Here is a 15,205-nt window from a genome sequence, read left to right on the forward strand (position 1 = left end):
AAAATTGAAACATTTAATAATAAATAATTATAAAAATTAACAATGTAGAACTAGTTATAAGTAAAAACTTATATTCTAGTAAAAATTGATTTTTCTAGAAAGAAAAATTCGGAGATTTAAATAATGATTGTTGGAACTCGCGGAAGTCAATTGGCCCTCGCTCAAACTACACAAGTCTGTAATGACTTGTCTAGAATAACCGGCGAGAAAATTGACGTAGAAATTATTAAAACCAAAGGAGATAAAATTACTACTTCACAGCTATACAATATGGATTCAAAAGGTCTTTTTACCAAGGAATTGGACATTGCACTGCTTGAAGAAGAAGTTGATTTTACAGTCCACAGTTTTAAGGATTTGCCAACCGAACTTGACGAGGATTTAACCGTCATTGCAGTTCCGAAACGTGAATCTCCACATGAAGTCCTTATATCACATAAAGACTGGGATGAACTTGAGCCCGGTTCCAAGATTGGAACAAGCAGCCTTAGAAGAGAGGCCTTCATAAATCACTATGAAAAAGATTTCGAACTGAAACCTATTCGGGGAAACATTGAAACCAGAATAGACAAGGCTTTAAACAGTGATTTGGATGGTACCATAATGGCAGAAGCCGGACTTAAAAGGTTGAATCTTACCAAATACATTAAAAATGTATTTCCAATTGATTATTTCACACCACCGGCAGGACAGGGGGCTTTAGCAATCATTACCAGAAAGGATTGCGAATATAACAGGACAATTTCAAAATTAAATGATTATGTCTCAATGCAGGAAGTGCTTGCAGAGAAAAAAGTGCTTGAAGAACTTGGAGTTGGCTGTCAATGGCCAATCGGATCAATAGCACGTATGAATGACAAAGAATTTAATATTTATTCAATATTATTAACTAAAGAAGGAGAAATCCTTAAAGAGCAAACTGAGAAAGGGTCTATAAAAAATGCGCTTGAACTTGGCGAGCGTATTGGAAGACTTTTCGCTGATTATGTTTAAACGGAGGAATTGTAGTGAAAACTGTTAAAGTAGGAGTTATCGGAGTAGGAGCGATGGGTGAAAACCACGTCCGTGTATACCACAAAATGGAAGAAGCAGATTTGTTGGCTGTTTCTGACGTTAGTGAAAGAGCACTTAAAAAAATAGAAAAGAAATATGGTGCAAAAGGATATACGGAATACAGCGAACTACTCAAAAACCCGGAAATTGAAGCTGTAAGTGTATGTGTGCCGACCACATTCCACCATGCCGTGGTAATGGAAGCTATTAAAGCTAAAAAGCATGTGCTTGTAGAAAAGCCTATTGCATTTACATTGAATGAAGCAGAAGAAATGATTGCTGCTGCAAAGGAAGCAGGAGTCATACTTGCAACTGGACATGTGGAACGGTTTAATCCAGCAGTTCAAAAGGCTAAGGAACTTATTGATGATGGAGTTATTGGAGACATAGTGTCTGCATTTGCAAAACGGGTAGGACCACTCCCACCAAGAATAAAGGATGTTGGTGTTTCAATAGACTTGGCTATTCACGATTTAGACATTATGAATTACTTATTTGAAGAGGAAGTTACTCAGGTTTACGGAACAATGAACTCCAGTTTTGATGATTCAGAGTTCGAAGACCATGCAGAAATTATGGTAAACTTTGACAACGAATCAACTGGTATAATTGAAGTAAACTGGTTAACTCCGTACAAACGTAGAGAATTGGAACTTACCGGTACTGCAGGAATCATTTCTGTTGATTACATTAAGCAAAGCATAGAAGTATACGGTAAATTTGCTCAAGATATTCAAATCAAACATGAAGAACCATTGAAATGCGAATTAAAATCATTCTTAAATGCTGTTGTCAATGATTTGGAACCAGTAATTACTGGTGAAGATGGACTTAAAGCTCTTAAAATGGTTATTGCAGCTAACAAATCTTCTAAAGAACATAAACCTATAAGTTTTGAGGAATTAGAATAAGGTGATAGTGTGAAAGAAAAATTGATTCAAAAGGCACAGGAACTTAGACAACATGGATTTACAACCGGAGAAATTGCAGATGAGCTTAACGTAAGTATGGACACCGCAAGATGGTTGACCCTTCAAAAAGCGGAAGCACCAAAAGCAGAAGCACCAGTGGACTTTGCAATTAACTGGAAAAACATTGGTGGAAATTCAACACGTTTAAGTTATGTTTCAGGTGCATTAAGTGATTTGGCACTTACACACGGTGATGTAGAAGTTGTCTGTGGAGTTGCAGTAAGTGGAATCCCATTTGCAACAGTAATGACTGAATTTTTAGAAGACATGACTGGTATTGACACTTCCCTTGCTATTTTCCACCCAAACAAACAAAGAAAAGACTCAAATGATATTGATGATGAAGGTACAATAAGTACCAATTTCGGGTCTGTTGAAGGCAAAAAAGTCGTCATTGTAGATGACGTAATTACAAGCGGAAAAACCGTACGTGAAGTCATTCACACCATAAAGGATTTAGGCGGAGAACCAACATGTGTTGTCGTACTGATTGATAAGGCAAGACTTTCAGAAATTGAAGGAATTCCAGTCGAATCCTTAATCAAAGTCGGTAGATTATAAAATCTACTACAATTTTTTCTTTTTTTAACCTAACCACTCAAAAACTTCTTTTAACCAAGTCAAAAACTATTTTAAATTCTCCAAAGAAGATTTGATACCATTTATCACCACAGGGAAAACATCAACAAATTTTTCGAAAGCATTAAATAGTATTAACTAACAAAATATACACAAGGTGATAACATGTACATTACAATAACCTCATTTAACAACATGCACGGTGAAAAGGCACTGAAGATAGAAGGAATTGTCAAGCTGGTAAAGGAACCGGACAATAAATACGATACCGAAGCAATATACTGCGAAATGAGACACTTTGGAAAAATAGGATATGTTGCAAACAGCGTCCAAACCGTAATCAAAGGATGCATGAGCTCAGGACGCCTCTACGACAAGATAAACGATGAATACTTTGCACATATAAAATTCGTATCAGGAACAAATGCAATCGCAAAAATACTGACTGCCGACGAATACATTAAAGAAGTGGAAAATCCGGAAAGCGATGTTCATTACCTGCTTGAAAATCATGAAAAAATAGATGTGGAATTCATAAGAAAACACTTTGGAGATGATTGAATGATTGCAATTGAAGACATTGAACTTTTGGAAAGTCAGTCCTATAAAAATGTTGCAATAATTCCTGTAAAAACACCTCCAACATACAAATTTGACATGATAACCCTCAAAAAAGGATTTGAACTGGGTCTTGTAGAGGTGAAAGAATGTGAAAACTCTACCGTAAACACTATTATTGTCAAAAACAACTCAGTAACACCACTTATTTTAGTTGACGGAGAGGAAATAATCGGAGGAGACCAGAACAGAATTGTCAATGCAACAATTCTAATTGCAGCAAAAAGCGAATCAGCAATACCAGTAAACTGTACAGAACATGGCCGCTGGGGCTACAAACATGAGTTTAAACAATCTGAATACATTGCAAATTTCAGAACACGCAGCGCAAAAGAAAAAGCAACACGCAGCAATATGAATGCCCAGCAGGCAGTGTGGGATTCAATCAGCGGTCTTGAGCATTCAAGATCCTTTCACTCACCTACACAGGCAATGAGCGAAAGTTATGACAATGCAAAAGTGGATCTTGATAAAACACTAAAAAATTTTAATGTTGCTGACGGACAGAGCGGCGTTGTTGTAATAATCGATGGAGAAATTAAAGGATTTGAACTCTTTTTAAACTCAGCAATATACAGAGAATATCACGAAAAGATTCTGAAAAGTTATCTGGTCGATGCAGAAATAAATAATGACGTCTTTACAATAAATACAGACGCAGCAAAAAGTCTTATCAGAAGTGCCATTGAATCAGAACATGCAGATAAACCTTCAAACGGTCTTGAAGAGGTATTTGAATTTGAAAACTCCGAAGGGCTTGGAAGAGTCTATGTCCACAAGGATGAAATAATTCACATGTCATATTTTAAAAATGAAGAAGAAAATGTTACTGAGTCAGATAATGATGTGGATGTAATGGCTGAAAATTATTAGAATCTAATGTTCAGTTCATCCATCATCATATCTATTTTTTTATTTAATATTTTGATGTTTTGAGTTATTTCCCTTTTTTCATTTCTTAAATCTTCCAGTTTTACAAATTCTCCTTCAAATGTGTCAACATATCTTGAAACTGACAGATTATATTCATTATCTGCAATTTCAGAAATAGCTACAGACTGTGAAAATTTATCGATGCTTTCTCTTTTTGTGTAAACCTCAACAACATTATTTATTGAATCCGGATGCAGAGTGAGGTTTCTTTTAAAGAGTCCCGGAACGGAATATTTTGAACTTACGGCCTTATAGTCTGATGACATGTCAACAAAGAGAATGTCATCATGAATCCTGTGTTTTTTAAATACGACAATGATTTCTGAAGGATTTGGCCTTGAAAGCTCATTTGGAATGCTTATGACAGCATCAATACAGTTTTTTTCATATGTCAGATATTTTCTCAGAAGTCCAAGAGTGTTTTTGGTTAAAAATCCCTGTGAAAGAGATACTGCCATGATTCCGTCACCATTAAGGCATTTAATCAGATTGATTAAAAAGAGATACTCACTGTCTTTTAAGCTTTCATATTCTCCTGAAAATTCAACCTTTGAGTCATCCAGATCCATTTTCTCCAAAAGGCTTTCAAGCGTGGTGTTAAGCTCCTTATCATTTGCAAATGAATCTTCATCAATGTTGAACTTATCACTTAATAGATTTTCAAGTTCCTTTCTTTTGTTTCTCTTTGCAATTTCGCGTCTTTGAGCCTTGTTAAGACGGTGAATATTTTTGTTTGTTATTGGAGGAATCCTTGCGGTTATAGTATCAAATGATGTTGAGCTGACACCTACTGATTCGAAAGGGGATGCAAACTCAAGATACATAAAGTCAAGAGGATAATCATTGATTAAGAATTTGACAATATTGCTGGTGTAGGTGATTTTATCCTGGCTTTTTGCAAATGTGTTTTTGCTTGCAATTTCATATTCTGAAAGCTTTAAAATAGATGAAGCGTCATTTAAAAAGGGATTGTAGAAGTTGTCAATATGATCTTTGTCTGATTTTATTAAGCTGATTAAAAGAGAGGTAATGTAGTCCGGATCACTATCAACCTGAATCAGCTTGGACTCGCTGATTCTGTCAAAAACGCTTGCAAAGGGAAATTCCCCATCAAAGGTGTCCAGTTTTGAAATGAGATAAATGATTTCTTTTACTATTATATGGTTTTCCCCTTCAAATTCATATTTGTTGAAGTTGACTGTGTCCTTGACTGCATCGAATATGAAGCTGAAGTAGCGTTCATAGTTGGAACCTTTCTGAAATTCCACGTTTTTCACAAATGCCTCAAAAAAGTTACAAAGGAAAAAATCATCCATGTATTTGTCGTTTATGACTTCATCGAAAAAGTAGCTTGAGTCTTTTATGAAGTATCCGAAAATATTAAGGGCATCATCTCTGAAAAGCTCTTTGAAACGCATGTCTGAGTATGCCTCGTCCAATGTGATTGGCTTGTCCTCAATTATTGTCATGAAATAGTCCCTGAGCATGTCTGAGCAGTACTTGTATAAAAATGTGTAGATTGTCATGTAGGAGATGTCCGGAGATATTGAAAGCTGTCTTGTTTTTGAGATGATTTCCCTTAAGACTTTAAAGTTTCGAGACATTTTAGATTTCCTCATCACTATCCCTCCAAAGTTCATTTAAAATTCCTTCCTTGAGACGCCTGTCATATTCGACAACCCTCAAATCCTCGACGATTTTTTCATTAATGGTGTCAAGAAGATCTCCCAATTTACGTTGTGTTTCAATGTCCGGCAGAACAAATTCAAGTTCCTTAATCTGTTTGAGTGAAGCATGCGGAATTCTTTCAGTGTTTGTAAGTTCGTATAACTGTTTTTTGATATGGGCGTTTGTAAGCAAGTGAGCTACAAATTCAGGGTGATGGTCTTGCTTTAATCTGATTATTGCGATTCTGTCACTTACTACAAGGCCCCCCTGGCTGACACAAACAACGTCGTAGGGATATGGCATTTTCATCAGTATGTCTCCGGGTTTGGTGAAATGGTGTGGTCGGATATTATCCGGGTTTAGCTTGACTGATTCAAAATCGTCCAAAATTCCGTCTTTTTTTATTGATCGCTGAAGGACTATATCGAAATCCACTCCTGAATCGTCCAGGTATCGTCTGTATGAAAGTCCTGTTGACACTTCTGCGACTTGTTTTAATTTTACTTTGTTCATGTTTTCAGCCTCTTTAAAAGGAGTATTTTTGGGAAGTGGTGAGCTTCCCTAAAACAATGACATGGTTGAAATAAGCATTCTATTGGTAAAGACCATCCACATCGTCGAGAAGCGGGGTCTCAGGGATTTCAGAAGGATCCACTTTTTCTGCAGAAACTCCTCCGATTACGCCGACGCTTTGGATGTTATCCTTAAGCACGGTTGTTGAAGTTATGCCAGGCCCCTGTGGAGATAGAACGAAAAGGTCCAAAAAGACTTCATCCTCTCCAACAATGAATGCCGGTTCAATAGGTTCAGCGGATTTTGTTTGCACCTTGATTAGGATGTGTTTGGCTTCGTTTTCTCCTTCGATGCCTATTTCGTCTCGTATGGTTTTGTCGAGACTTTTTACTTTATCACTCCAGTTGATTGAATGGTTATGGTTCACATTATCACCTCTATTTTTTTACAATTCCCACGTTTTGTGGCGTTATTCAACAATCTTTTTTAGAAAAAAACTTTCTAAAACCATTGCATTTTTTTAGAGTAAATGCAAGTTGCAATATCATGTTGAATGTAATAGTATATAAACCTTACGATTTTTTTATAATTTTCTTAAAAAATTCAACATACTATTGTCACAATTACTTTTATCTTTGAAGTAGTATATAAACCTTTGTATTATTTTTGCATATTTTAAGAAAAAACACAAAAATGACTATGCAAAAGGGCGGAAAATAATAAAAAAAATTCTGCGAAAATGTGCGGCAGAGTATTTTTCTGCCAAAAAAAATAGAAGGAAAGCTGAAACTATGCTTCAGCTTCTTGTTTTTTGTCTTTTTTACCGGATACAATTACCATTTTTTCGTTTTCTTCATCAACTTCCATGACAATCGGATCCGCTTCAAGTGCACCAGAGTCCTTTTCAACACATTCGTTGATTTTGGATTGAATTGCACCAATATCCTCAGTGTCGATTAAATCAACAATTTCGAGTTGCTGTTGGAATCTTTCGACACCTTCCAGAGGGACATTTTCAACAAAAGGAATAGCTCCTGTTGCCCCAATGATTTTTTTCTTGTCGGGGTCTGCCCCATTTTCATGAAGTGCCTTGAAACTCTGACCTGTAATGTGGCCCTGCACTTCAGCTCCAGCCAAAATTAAAAATCTAATATTAGGATTTGAAATGATGTTTGCAACAACCTTTTCAATACCTAAGTTCTCTGTTTTACATGGTCCTGCAATGGCAGCTCCTGAAAGTTCTGCTTCAATGTGAGAAGCGAGGGTTGTTACTGCAACCGGACTTTCCGGATCGCCGACAATGTAATCTCCACTGATTACCGGCCAGCCGTCTGCAGGTGCTTTTTTATCAGCCATGATTTAAACCTCCTAGATTTTTGATATTTAAAAATATATTTTAAGCATATTTAAAGATTATGCAATGTGTAAAATATTTAAATCAGATGAACAAAAGTAATACTGATGAATATAAACATTGAAGCTTTTTATCTTATTAACAATGGCCTTGCAAATCCTTTTTTTGATATGATAATGCCAATATTATGCGACTGCGGTGGATTTCTGACACTCCTCGGATTGTGTATCATTGCGCTTATTGTATTGAAGTATTTTAAAAAGGAGAGATATTTCGAGATTGCAAAGCTGTGCCTTTTTTCACTTCTACTTGCAGGAATAATTGCAGGTTGTCTGAAATTGGCTTTCCACAGTCCACGGCCATTTACCGTTCTGGAACATGTCAGACAGCTTGTTATTCCAACAGAACCGAATTCATTTCCATCAGGACACAGTGCCTCATCCATGAGTATCATAACAGTTCTTGTAAGTGAATTCAGAAGCCATAAAATAGCTGTAATTCTTTTGATTGCCTTTGCAGTGCTTGTTGCATTTTCAAGAGTATATGTCGGTGTTCACTATCCTCTGGACGTTATAGTCGGTGCTACAGTAGGTGTAATGAGTGGCGTGGTTGTTTTAAAAGTGTTTAAGAACTAGAAATATAAATCGGAAGGCTTTCCGATATATTCAAAATCATCCTTGTTCTGGAGATATTTAACTCCGATTACTTTTTTGTCGGGAAATACAGTAACCACGCTCATTCCGTCATTAACATCGATGATGATGACCTTACGTTTATCACCGCTTTCAGCCTCTATTTTGATTATTTCATCGTTTTCAATTAGTTTTCCTTCTTCAAACTCGTTTCCAATGTCTGTTGAATACCAGTGCTGAGGCAGTTTTAGCCTTAAGTCCAGACTGTCCAATAAATCCTTGACATGCATATTTAAAACTCCTTTTAATCTATTTGATAGTTTATGGTGGAATCTATTTAAAGATTTTGTAACTTCTCAAGGGTTAAAAAGGGTTAAACCATGAAATGAATCTTATTTTTATCAATGTCTCTCAAATCATGTGCCGGAGGAATGTCATCCGAATGGCCCAGCGCCATGATTCCTGCAATCCTGTAGTGTTCGTCAAGCTTTAAAATATCCCTGACAACTTCCTCTGCATATACACCATCCTTTTTTCTCATGTGAATCTGTACCCAGCAGCTTGCAAGATTCAAATCTGTTGCAGCAAGATGCAGGTATGTTAAAGCAATTGATGAATCCTCACACCAGGTATCACTTATCATAGTATCTGCAATGACAACAATGGCCTTGTCAGCACCTGCCAGAAGTTCAGCCCCATGGTCTTTTACCTTTGACAATTTCTCTAAAGTTTCTTTTCGCTCAACAACCATAAAATTAATCGGCTTCCTGTTCATGCTTGAAGGAGCCAGTAGACCAGCCTGCAGAACTTTATCAAGTTCCTCTTTGGTAATTTTTTCACCGCTGAATTTTCTTGTTGATCTTCTTTTGAGTAAAACATCCATGAATTCCATATTTAAAATTAGTTTTTCAAGATATAAAATTTCATCGTTAATGTAAAATTGCTTTAATTTAAAAAAATTATACGACCCATGAAAGTTTTATTTTATTAAATAAAATTGATTTAGCTTTTATTTACTATATAAATCTTTTTAAATCTTTTTTTAAGAAATCTATATATAATAAATTCGATAAATAAGATATTAATTGATTTTATAAGACATTTTTAATTGACAATGTAAGATATCAAAATCAGTTTTTATAATCACCATTAGAGGAGATGTTTTTATGGAAAACCGAAAGACCATCCCTTATACAGAAAAAATTAAAAAGATTGTAAATGACATTATGAACGAAAAAAATGACAATCCCCGTGATTCAACATTTAGATTCCTTCAGGAATATCATAGTGAAGCACAGCACATTAGTTTAAGATTTCCAGGGATATTTGTAAAAACGTTACCTACTGACGTTTTTACCATCAACAACAGAAGCTTTAGAATGGATGGTGCCGAACTGGTATTACCCGACGACACACTTCCCTGCAAATCAGTGCTGAATCCGGAACAACAAAGCAAAGCATTGACGCCTGAGAAAGTTCATGTATTATATGATTACAAATTACAATTAACATTTAAACACAAATTACCAAGTTTAAATGTAGTAGTAACCAACATAGGAGATGAAGACCATACAGTAATCTATGAGTCACATGGAGATGCATTTAAAATATACCTCCGCGTATTTAATGACAAAGAAATATCCCAAAGATTAAGTACTCTAACAAATAATATACAAAATAAGAACAAATTATCTGAAATTGAAGTTCTGGATTTTGCTTATATCTTATTGTTTGCACAAGAAAACAAAGCAAATGAATATACAAAACAGATTGTGGAACTATTTGGAAAAGTGAAAAATCTTGAAACAAATCTCCAATTAGAAATACATTACGTACTTAAAAAACTAATTAGATTACATTTCAGAGACGATAAAGAAAAAACAAAGGAGTTATTAACAATGATAACTAAAGCCATACACCCCGAATTACTTGACGAATTACCAACACTAAAAAAAGCAATTGAAAATGAAGAAAAAAGAACAGAACAACTCAACAACACCATTGATAAACTTAACGACACCAGAAACAAACTCACCAACACAGAAAACAAACTCAATATCGCCGAAGAAGAAGTAGCACGATTAAAAAAAATACTAAAAGAAAACAACATTGAAGCCAACTAACCAATAATGGAACCATTTAAAAAAGTAAAAAATCTTGAAACAAATCTCCAATTAGAAAAACATTGCGTACTTAAAAAACTAATTAGATTACATTTCAGAGACAATACATAAAAAGGAGTTATTAACAATGATAACTAAAGCCGTACACCCCGAATTACTTGACGAATTACCAACACTGAAAAAAGCAATTGAAAAGGAAGAAATAAGAACAAAACAACTCAACAACGCCATTGATGAACTTAACGACACCAGAAACAAACTCAAAATCGCAGAAAACAAACTCAAAATTGCAGAAAATAAACTTAAAATCTCCGAAGAAATTGCACGATTAAAAAAAATACTAAAAGAAAACAATATTGAAGTGGACTAAAAGTCAGCTTTAATAATAGGTATCTAATTTAAGGATTTCTTCATAAACCCTTTTGGAATTGTTTTTGTCAATGTATTTGAAAAATCCTTCCACCCTTTTTACATAGACTTCATCCATTCTGCAGCCGTTGTCAAGTATTTTAAATATTGTCTCCTTTAACTCATCGTGTGTCCTCACAACCGGCCCTAAACCGTCATCCTCATAGCTGAAATAGGCATTTTCAACATCAAAGTGATAATTATTGTCAAATTGATAGTAAATAAGTGGCTTTTTAAGATAAGCAAAATCAAAAGCTATTGAAGAATAATCTGTGACGATAAGTGAAGAGTTGTTGAATATATCAGTGTAGTTTGTTAAATCCAAATCAAAAGTTACGTCAGGATGATTTGTAAATGCGGAAATGAATTTATGCAGATTTCTGTGAGGCTTGAAAATCAGCTTGTAGCCCTCTTCTTTTGTACGTGAAATAAGTTCTTCATCAGTTATCAAATCATTGAAATACTTATAGAAATCAGTTTTGACAAAATCAGACGGTGAAAGCTGGTCAAGCTGACGTCTCCATGAAGGCATTATGACTATTTCTTTTTTATCGTTATTTTCAAGCTTGTCAAACCTTGAAAATCCCAATGTTTTGATGATGTCTGGAGAATATCCGTAGTTTGGATTATTGAATGATTCCTTTTCCCTGTCAGATACTGTAACAAGCATTGCAAGGGGTTTGTCAAAATCATTTAACCATTCGGCTACATTGTCCTTTGTAACACCATGCTGTAAAAATACGGTTTTTGACTTGATAAGACCAGATACATGCTTGTAGTTACCCCAAAACGGATATATGATTGTGTTGTCGGGGTGAGATGTGATTATAAATTCGCTGAAAAGCGTGAAAAGTCTGTGCTTTAATGATCGGTACTGTAAAATCTTACCGTAATTTTCAAGTTCCTTAAACTGCTCGCTTTTTTTATTGTATCCCAAAAGCCTCATAAGCTTATATCTCCTGGAACCTGAAAGATACTCATATTCATCTTCGGGAAGGCTGTCCAATACAAAAAATGTCTCAACATCATTATCAATTGAGTTTACATACTTAAAAAGCTCCAGTGCATTGTCTCCTGCAGCCTGAGGCAGATCCATAAAAATCCAGATATGTTTTCTCCTATAATAAGGATATGCCAAAACATTCAGCATCCTCAGAAACGAACCGGTCCTCCAACCCTGAGATTTTGTCTTAAGCATGTTAAGAAGTGTCCTGAATTCCAACTTAAGAGCAAAGAATATTGATTTATCTCTAATTGTAATTTTGTCTTCAGCCGAAATGGCGAGATTGTTTTTGGAAAGTTTGAATTTTGAAACCTCATTAAGCCTTGATGTCTGAGAGTATTCCAGTTTTAAATCACCCTTTTGGCTTTTAAATGATATTTCAGAGCCACTTTTATATGGCAAAATGACTTTAAAGCAATGGTTAAAACCATAATTGAAGTTAAGCGAATAGTTATCCCTTTGAGGATAGTCCATTATAACAGTAGGAATTTCCTTACCGTCAATAACAGCAGTGATTTCAGTATCTTCAGTAAAATCAGTTAAAATTCCATCGATTGAAACTTCCCGTTCGTTCAGGAAGTGAAAATTGTCAATGAAAAGAGCATTCAGTTTAAAATTGTCGACTACATTGGCTTTATCGTTTAAATAATCCCAACCGTACCTTTTCATAAGAATTACATGTGCCTTTAATGCTGCCGGAATTGACAGCTGATTTAAAATAACATCCTCATCGACATATGAGAGAATTTCAAGAATCTTATCATATAATGTTTTCATTTCATCTCTGGAAAGCAGAGTGTCAATTTTTCTTATCTCAACTATCCACTGCAGATCATACATCAGCACATACTGGACGAATTTAGGAATCTCATCAAATCGGCTTTTGGCATATGATATCAGAGATAAAAAATACTCGTCTATTCTTGATGTGAAATATGATTTTGTAGAGGCAGATGAAGTAATAAGTGAATTTTGAGTACCATCCTTTCTATAAAAATATGTCGGCTTTGATAAAAATCCCAAAAGAGGATTTTCCATAAGCATCTGATTTATCAAAAGTGCATCTTCAGATATCCTCAATTTTTCATTGAAATGATATTTTTTAAGTACATCAAATCTGAAAAAAGCAGATGCCCCAGATAGCTGAATATAAGCAGGATCTGTTATTACGTTAATGACCTGGTCTTTTTCATATTTGAAGTTTAAATTGTGAGGCCCTCTTTTAACCCCAACATATTCAATCGGAATAGATACAATATTTACCTCATAATACTCATCGAGAAACTTTAATGCTGCCTTAAACGCATCCTTTGACATATAATCATCACTGTCAAGGAAATTCACATACTTTGCATCAACGTGTTTAAGACCCCGGTTTCTTGAATATGATGACCCCATATTTTTTTCATTGTTTAAGAGAATTATGTTTTGAGGATACTCCCTTTGGTATTTTTCCAGAACATCACGAGTATTGTCCGTACTTTTATCATTGACTAAAATCAGCTGAATATTTTCCTTAAAGTCAAGGCTCTGATTGATAATCGATTCAATTGCTTCGGCTACATACCTTTGCTTATTGTAAACTGCCATGACAACTGAAATCTTAAACGCCAAAATTAATTCCTCCTTACTATTATTATTGTGAGCATGTTATATAAACAATTTCAAGAAAAATCTTTCAGCATCTTTGCACAAATAAGACAGATTAATATGCCAATAAAATGAAAAATACGAACCATATTTCAACTAGCTTTTATGTTAAGTATGAAAATAAATTCTCTTTCAATTAATTTAGTGAAAGATATAATTCAAATTACTGATAAGCATTATCTGCAGATATAGTGAACTGCAAAAAAATTTTAAAAAAAGAAAAATTGAAACTCAAAGATGAGAAATCTATGAGTCTATTGAATATATTTAGCCAGATCGTCAGCTTTGTCGGTTTTCTCCCATGGAAGACCTTCAATACCAAAGTGACCATATTTGGCAGTTTGTTTGTAAGAAGTATTTCTTAAATCCAAAGTTTCAATGATTCCGTCAGGAGTCAAACGGAAGTTTTCACGAACGATTTCTTCCATGGTCTTATCACCGATGTCAGCTCCTGTTCCGAAAGTATCGACCATTACTGAGGTTGGCTCTGCAACACCGATAGCATATGAAAGCTGAATTTCACATTTTTCAGCAAGTCCGCTTGCAACGATGTTTTTAGCAATGTATCTTGCCATATAACATGCACTTCTATCCACTTTGGTACAGTCTTTTCCGGAAAATGCTCCTCCACCGTGTCTTGCATATCCTCCGTAGGTATCCACGATAATTTTACGTCCTGTTAAACCTGCATCCCCGTGAGGACCTCCGATTTCGAATTTTCCTGTTGGGTTGATGTGCTCTTTTGTATTTTCAGTCATCAATTCCTGTGGAATGACTGCCTTGAAGAGTTTTTCACGAATGTCTTCTTTCAATTGTTCCTGATTGTCTGACATTGTCTCATCATGCTGGGTTGATAAAACAACAGCATCAATGGAGTGGACATTTCCATCCTTATCATAGTTGACTGAAACCTGTGCCTTACCGTCAGGTCTTAAATAGGGGATTTCTCCGGATTCCCTGAGTTCTGTTAATTTGTTTGTAAGCTTACGTGCTAAATCTATTGGGAACGGCATCAAATCTTCAGTTTCATTAGTTGCAAAACCGAACATCATACCTTGATCTCCTGCTCCTGTTTCGCCTTCTCTTGCTACTCCCTGATTAATGTCTTGAGATTGGGCGTGGAGCCTGTTTTCCACTTTACAGGTGTGACCGTCAAATTCCAAATCAGGTTTGTCATATCCGATTTCAATAATTGTGTCCCTTATGATTTTTTCAATGTCCTCTTTTTCTAAATTAGTATTTGAAGTTATCTCACCAAATACCATACAGAAATCTGTTGTAACACAAGTTTCACATGCAACGTGGGATTCTGAGTCCCCTTCCATATATGCATCCAGGATTGCATCTGAAATAATGTCTGCAACCTTATCAGGATGCCCTTGAGTTACGGATTCAGATGTAAAAGTTCTATAAACATCACTCATTTTTTCACCTAAATTACATTACTTTAGTTATGTATGTTTTTCATTTAATAAAAGAATATTGGTATTTTAAAGGGACTGTCAAAATGTTAGCTCTTGATTTCTTTTTTCAACCCATCCATTTTTTTGAAGCATAATTTGATTGAATACTCCTTCCATTGTTCTGAATTTCTTTTTATATGCTCGTGGCATTGTATTGCCAATGTAATTTTCTATTTGGTTGTTAGTATTGTCTAATTTTCCTTTGTGTCTTTTTTCAAGGCAGTGAATGAATTTTTT

Annotated in this window: 15 protein-coding genes and 2 pseudogenes; 8 read left to right on the forward strand and 9 right to left on the reverse strand. The window is 35.1% G+C overall.

The annotated features are described in order from the left end of the window. Nucleotides 1-123 precede the first annotated feature (123 nt). The 5 genes from hemC to QZU75_RS00575 all read left to right on the forward strand — a co-directional run bounded on the left by hemC (nucleotide 124) and on the right by QZU75_RS00575 (nucleotide 4,094). Complete coding sequence (hemC, locus tag QZU75_RS00555; protein ID WP_296881002.1) at nucleotides 124-993, forward strand: hydroxymethylbilane synthase; 870 nt, start codon at nucleotides 124-126, stop codon at nucleotides 991-993. Between the two features lie 14 nt (nucleotides 994-1,007). After that, on the forward strand, nucleotides 1,008-1,964 hold the full coding sequence (locus tag QZU75_RS00560) for a Gfo/Idh/MocA family protein (RefSeq protein ID WP_296881003.1): 957 nt from the start codon (nucleotides 1,008-1,010) through the stop codon (nucleotides 1,962-1,964). Nucleotides 1,965-1,973: 9 nt separating this feature from the next. Further along, complete coding sequence (locus QZU75_RS00565; RefSeq protein WP_296881004.1) at nucleotides 1,974-2,585, forward strand: orotate phosphoribosyltransferase-like protein; 612 nt, start codon at nucleotides 1,974-1,976, stop codon at nucleotides 2,583-2,585. A gap of 183 nt (nucleotides 2,586-2,768) precedes the next feature. Continuing rightward, nucleotides 2,769-3,164, forward strand: coding sequence for an HIRAN domain-containing protein (locus QZU75_RS00570; RefSeq protein ID WP_296881005.1), 396 nt, complete (start codon nucleotides 2,769-2,771; stop codon nucleotides 3,162-3,164). Then, complete coding sequence (locus tag QZU75_RS00575; protein ID WP_296881006.1) at nucleotides 3,165-4,094, forward strand: ARPP-1 family domain-containing protein; 930 nt, start codon at nucleotides 3,165-3,167, stop codon at nucleotides 4,092-4,094. Here the strand turns inward: QZU75_RS00575 and QZU75_RS00580 are convergent. The 4 genes and pseudogenes from QZU75_RS00580 to mtrA all read right to left on the reverse strand — a co-directional run. Further along, nucleotides 4,091-5,773 (reverse strand): N-6 DNA methylase, encoded by a 1,683-nt coding sequence (locus tag QZU75_RS00580; protein ID WP_296881007.1) that lies wholly within the window; start codon nucleotides 5,771-5,773, stop codon nucleotides 4,091-4,093. The two genes, QZU75_RS00575 and QZU75_RS00580, sit on opposite strands and share 4 nt — an antisense overlap. Further along, the gene (locus QZU75_RS00585) at nucleotides 5,760-6,335 is read right to left on the reverse strand and encodes a restriction endonuclease subunit S (RefSeq protein ID WP_296881008.1); all 576 of its coding nucleotides are present in this window, start codon (nucleotides 6,333-6,335) and stop codon (nucleotides 5,760-5,762) included. Before QZU75_RS00585 ends, QZU75_RS00580 begins: the two co-directional genes overlap by 14 nt. Before the next feature lie 79 nt (nucleotides 6,336-6,414). After that, nucleotides 6,415-6,762, reverse strand: a complete 348-nt coding sequence (locus QZU75_RS00590) for a hypothetical protein (RefSeq protein ID WP_296881009.1) — start codon at nucleotides 6,760-6,762, stop codon at nucleotides 6,415-6,417. A 413-nt stretch (nucleotides 6,763-7,175) separates the two neighbouring features. After that, a pseudogene (gene mtrA, locus QZU75_RS00595) lies at nucleotides 7,176-7,691 on the reverse strand (tetrahydromethanopterin S-methyltransferase subunit A); the annotation flags it as partial. Between the two features lie 105 nt (nucleotides 7,692-7,796). Between mtrA and QZU75_RS00600 the strand changes: the two are divergent. Further along, on the forward strand, nucleotides 7,797-8,324 hold the full coding sequence (locus tag QZU75_RS00600; RefSeq protein WP_296881011.1) for a phosphatase PAP2 family protein: 528 nt from the start codon (nucleotides 7,797-7,799) through the stop codon (nucleotides 8,322-8,324). Here the strand turns inward: QZU75_RS00600 and QZU75_RS00605 are convergent. Then, nucleotides 8,321-8,611, reverse strand: a complete 291-nt coding sequence (locus QZU75_RS00605) for a hypothetical protein (RefSeq protein ID WP_296881012.1) — start codon at nucleotides 8,609-8,611, stop codon at nucleotides 8,321-8,323. The two genes, QZU75_RS00600 and QZU75_RS00605, sit on opposite strands and share 4 nt — an antisense overlap. Nucleotides 8,612-8,694: 83 nt before the next feature. Further along, nucleotides 8,695-9,213, reverse strand: coding sequence for a nitroreductase family protein (locus QZU75_RS00610; protein WP_296881013.1), 519 nt, complete (start codon nucleotides 9,211-9,213; stop codon nucleotides 8,695-8,697). Nucleotides 9,214-9,487: 274 nt separating this feature from the next. On the opposite strand from QZU75_RS00610, the gene QZU75_RS00615 reads away from it, so the two are divergent. Continuing rightward, nucleotides 9,488-10,444 (forward strand): hypothetical protein, encoded by a 957-nt coding sequence (locus QZU75_RS00615; protein ID WP_296881014.1) that lies wholly within the window; start codon nucleotides 9,488-9,490, stop codon nucleotides 10,442-10,444. Nucleotides 10,445-10,571: 127 nt separating this feature from the next. After that, nucleotides 10,572-10,814 (forward strand): hypothetical protein, encoded by a 243-nt coding sequence (locus QZU75_RS00620; RefSeq protein WP_296881015.1) that lies wholly within the window; start codon nucleotides 10,572-10,574, stop codon nucleotides 10,812-10,814. A 9-nt stretch (nucleotides 10,815-10,823) separates the two neighbouring features. Here QZU75_RS00620 and QZU75_RS00625 read toward each other — a convergent pair whose 3' ends face one another. The 3 genes and pseudogenes from QZU75_RS00625 to QZU75_RS00635 form a co-directional block, all read right to left on the reverse strand. Continuing rightward, a complete protein-coding gene (locus tag QZU75_RS00625; protein ID WP_296881016.1) occupies nucleotides 10,824-13,469 on the reverse strand; it encodes a CDP-glycerol glycerophosphotransferase family protein in 2,646 nt (881 codons plus the stop codon). A gap of 290 nt (nucleotides 13,470-13,759) precedes the next feature. After that, the gene (gene metK, locus QZU75_RS00630) at nucleotides 13,760-14,929 is read right to left on the reverse strand and encodes a methionine adenosyltransferase (protein ID WP_296881017.1); all 1,170 of its coding nucleotides are present in this window, start codon (nucleotides 14,927-14,929) and stop codon (nucleotides 13,760-13,762) included. Nucleotides 14,930-15,007: 78 nt separating this feature from the next. Continuing rightward, nucleotides 15,008-15,205: pseudogene (locus QZU75_RS00635) on the reverse strand (hypothetical protein); the annotation flags it as partial.

This window comes from uncultured Methanobrevibacter sp., assembly GCF_902764455.1.
GTDB lineage: Archaea > Methanobacteriota > Methanobacteria > Methanobacteriales > Methanobacteriaceae > Methanocatella.

Coding starts and splice junctions, on each gene's coding strand:
- QZU75_RS00610 (WP_296881013.1), bottom strand. CDS start 9,213: ATGGAATTCATGGATGTTTTACTCAAAAGAAGATCAACAAGAAAATTC.
- QZU75_RS00600 (WP_296881011.1), top strand. CDS start 7,797: ATGAATATAAACATTGAAGCTTTTTATCTTATTAACAATGGCCTTGCA.
- QZU75_RS00585 (WP_296881008.1), bottom strand. CDS start 6,335: ATGAACAAAGTAAAATTAAAACAAGTCGCAGAAGTGTCAACAGGACTT.
- QZU75_RS00570 (WP_296881005.1), top strand. CDS start 2,769: ATGTACATTACAATAACCTCATTTAACAACATGCACGGTGAAAAGGCA.
- QZU75_RS00575 (WP_296881006.1), top strand. CDS start 3,165: ATGATTGCAATTGAAGACATTGAACTTTTGGAAAGTCAGTCCTATAAA.
- QZU75_RS00580 (WP_296881007.1), bottom strand. CDS start 5,773: ATGAGGAAATCTAAAATGTCTCGAAACTTTAAAGTCTTAAGGGAAATC.
- hemC (WP_296881002.1), top strand. CDS start 124: ATGATTGTTGGAACTCGCGGAAGTCAATTGGCCCTCGCTCAAACTACA.
- QZU75_RS00620 (WP_296881015.1), top strand. CDS start 10,572: ATGATAACTAAAGCCGTACACCCCGAATTACTTGACGAATTACCAACA.
- QZU75_RS00605 (WP_296881012.1), bottom strand. CDS start 8,611: ATGCATGTCAAGGATTTATTGGACAGTCTGGACTTAAGGCTAAAACTG.
- metK (WP_296881017.1), bottom strand. CDS start 14,929: ATGAGTGATGTTTATAGAACTTTTACATCTGAATCCGTAACTCAAGGG.
- QZU75_RS00615 (WP_296881014.1), top strand. CDS start 9,488: ATGGAAAACCGAAAGACCATCCCTTATACAGAAAAAATTAAAAAGATT.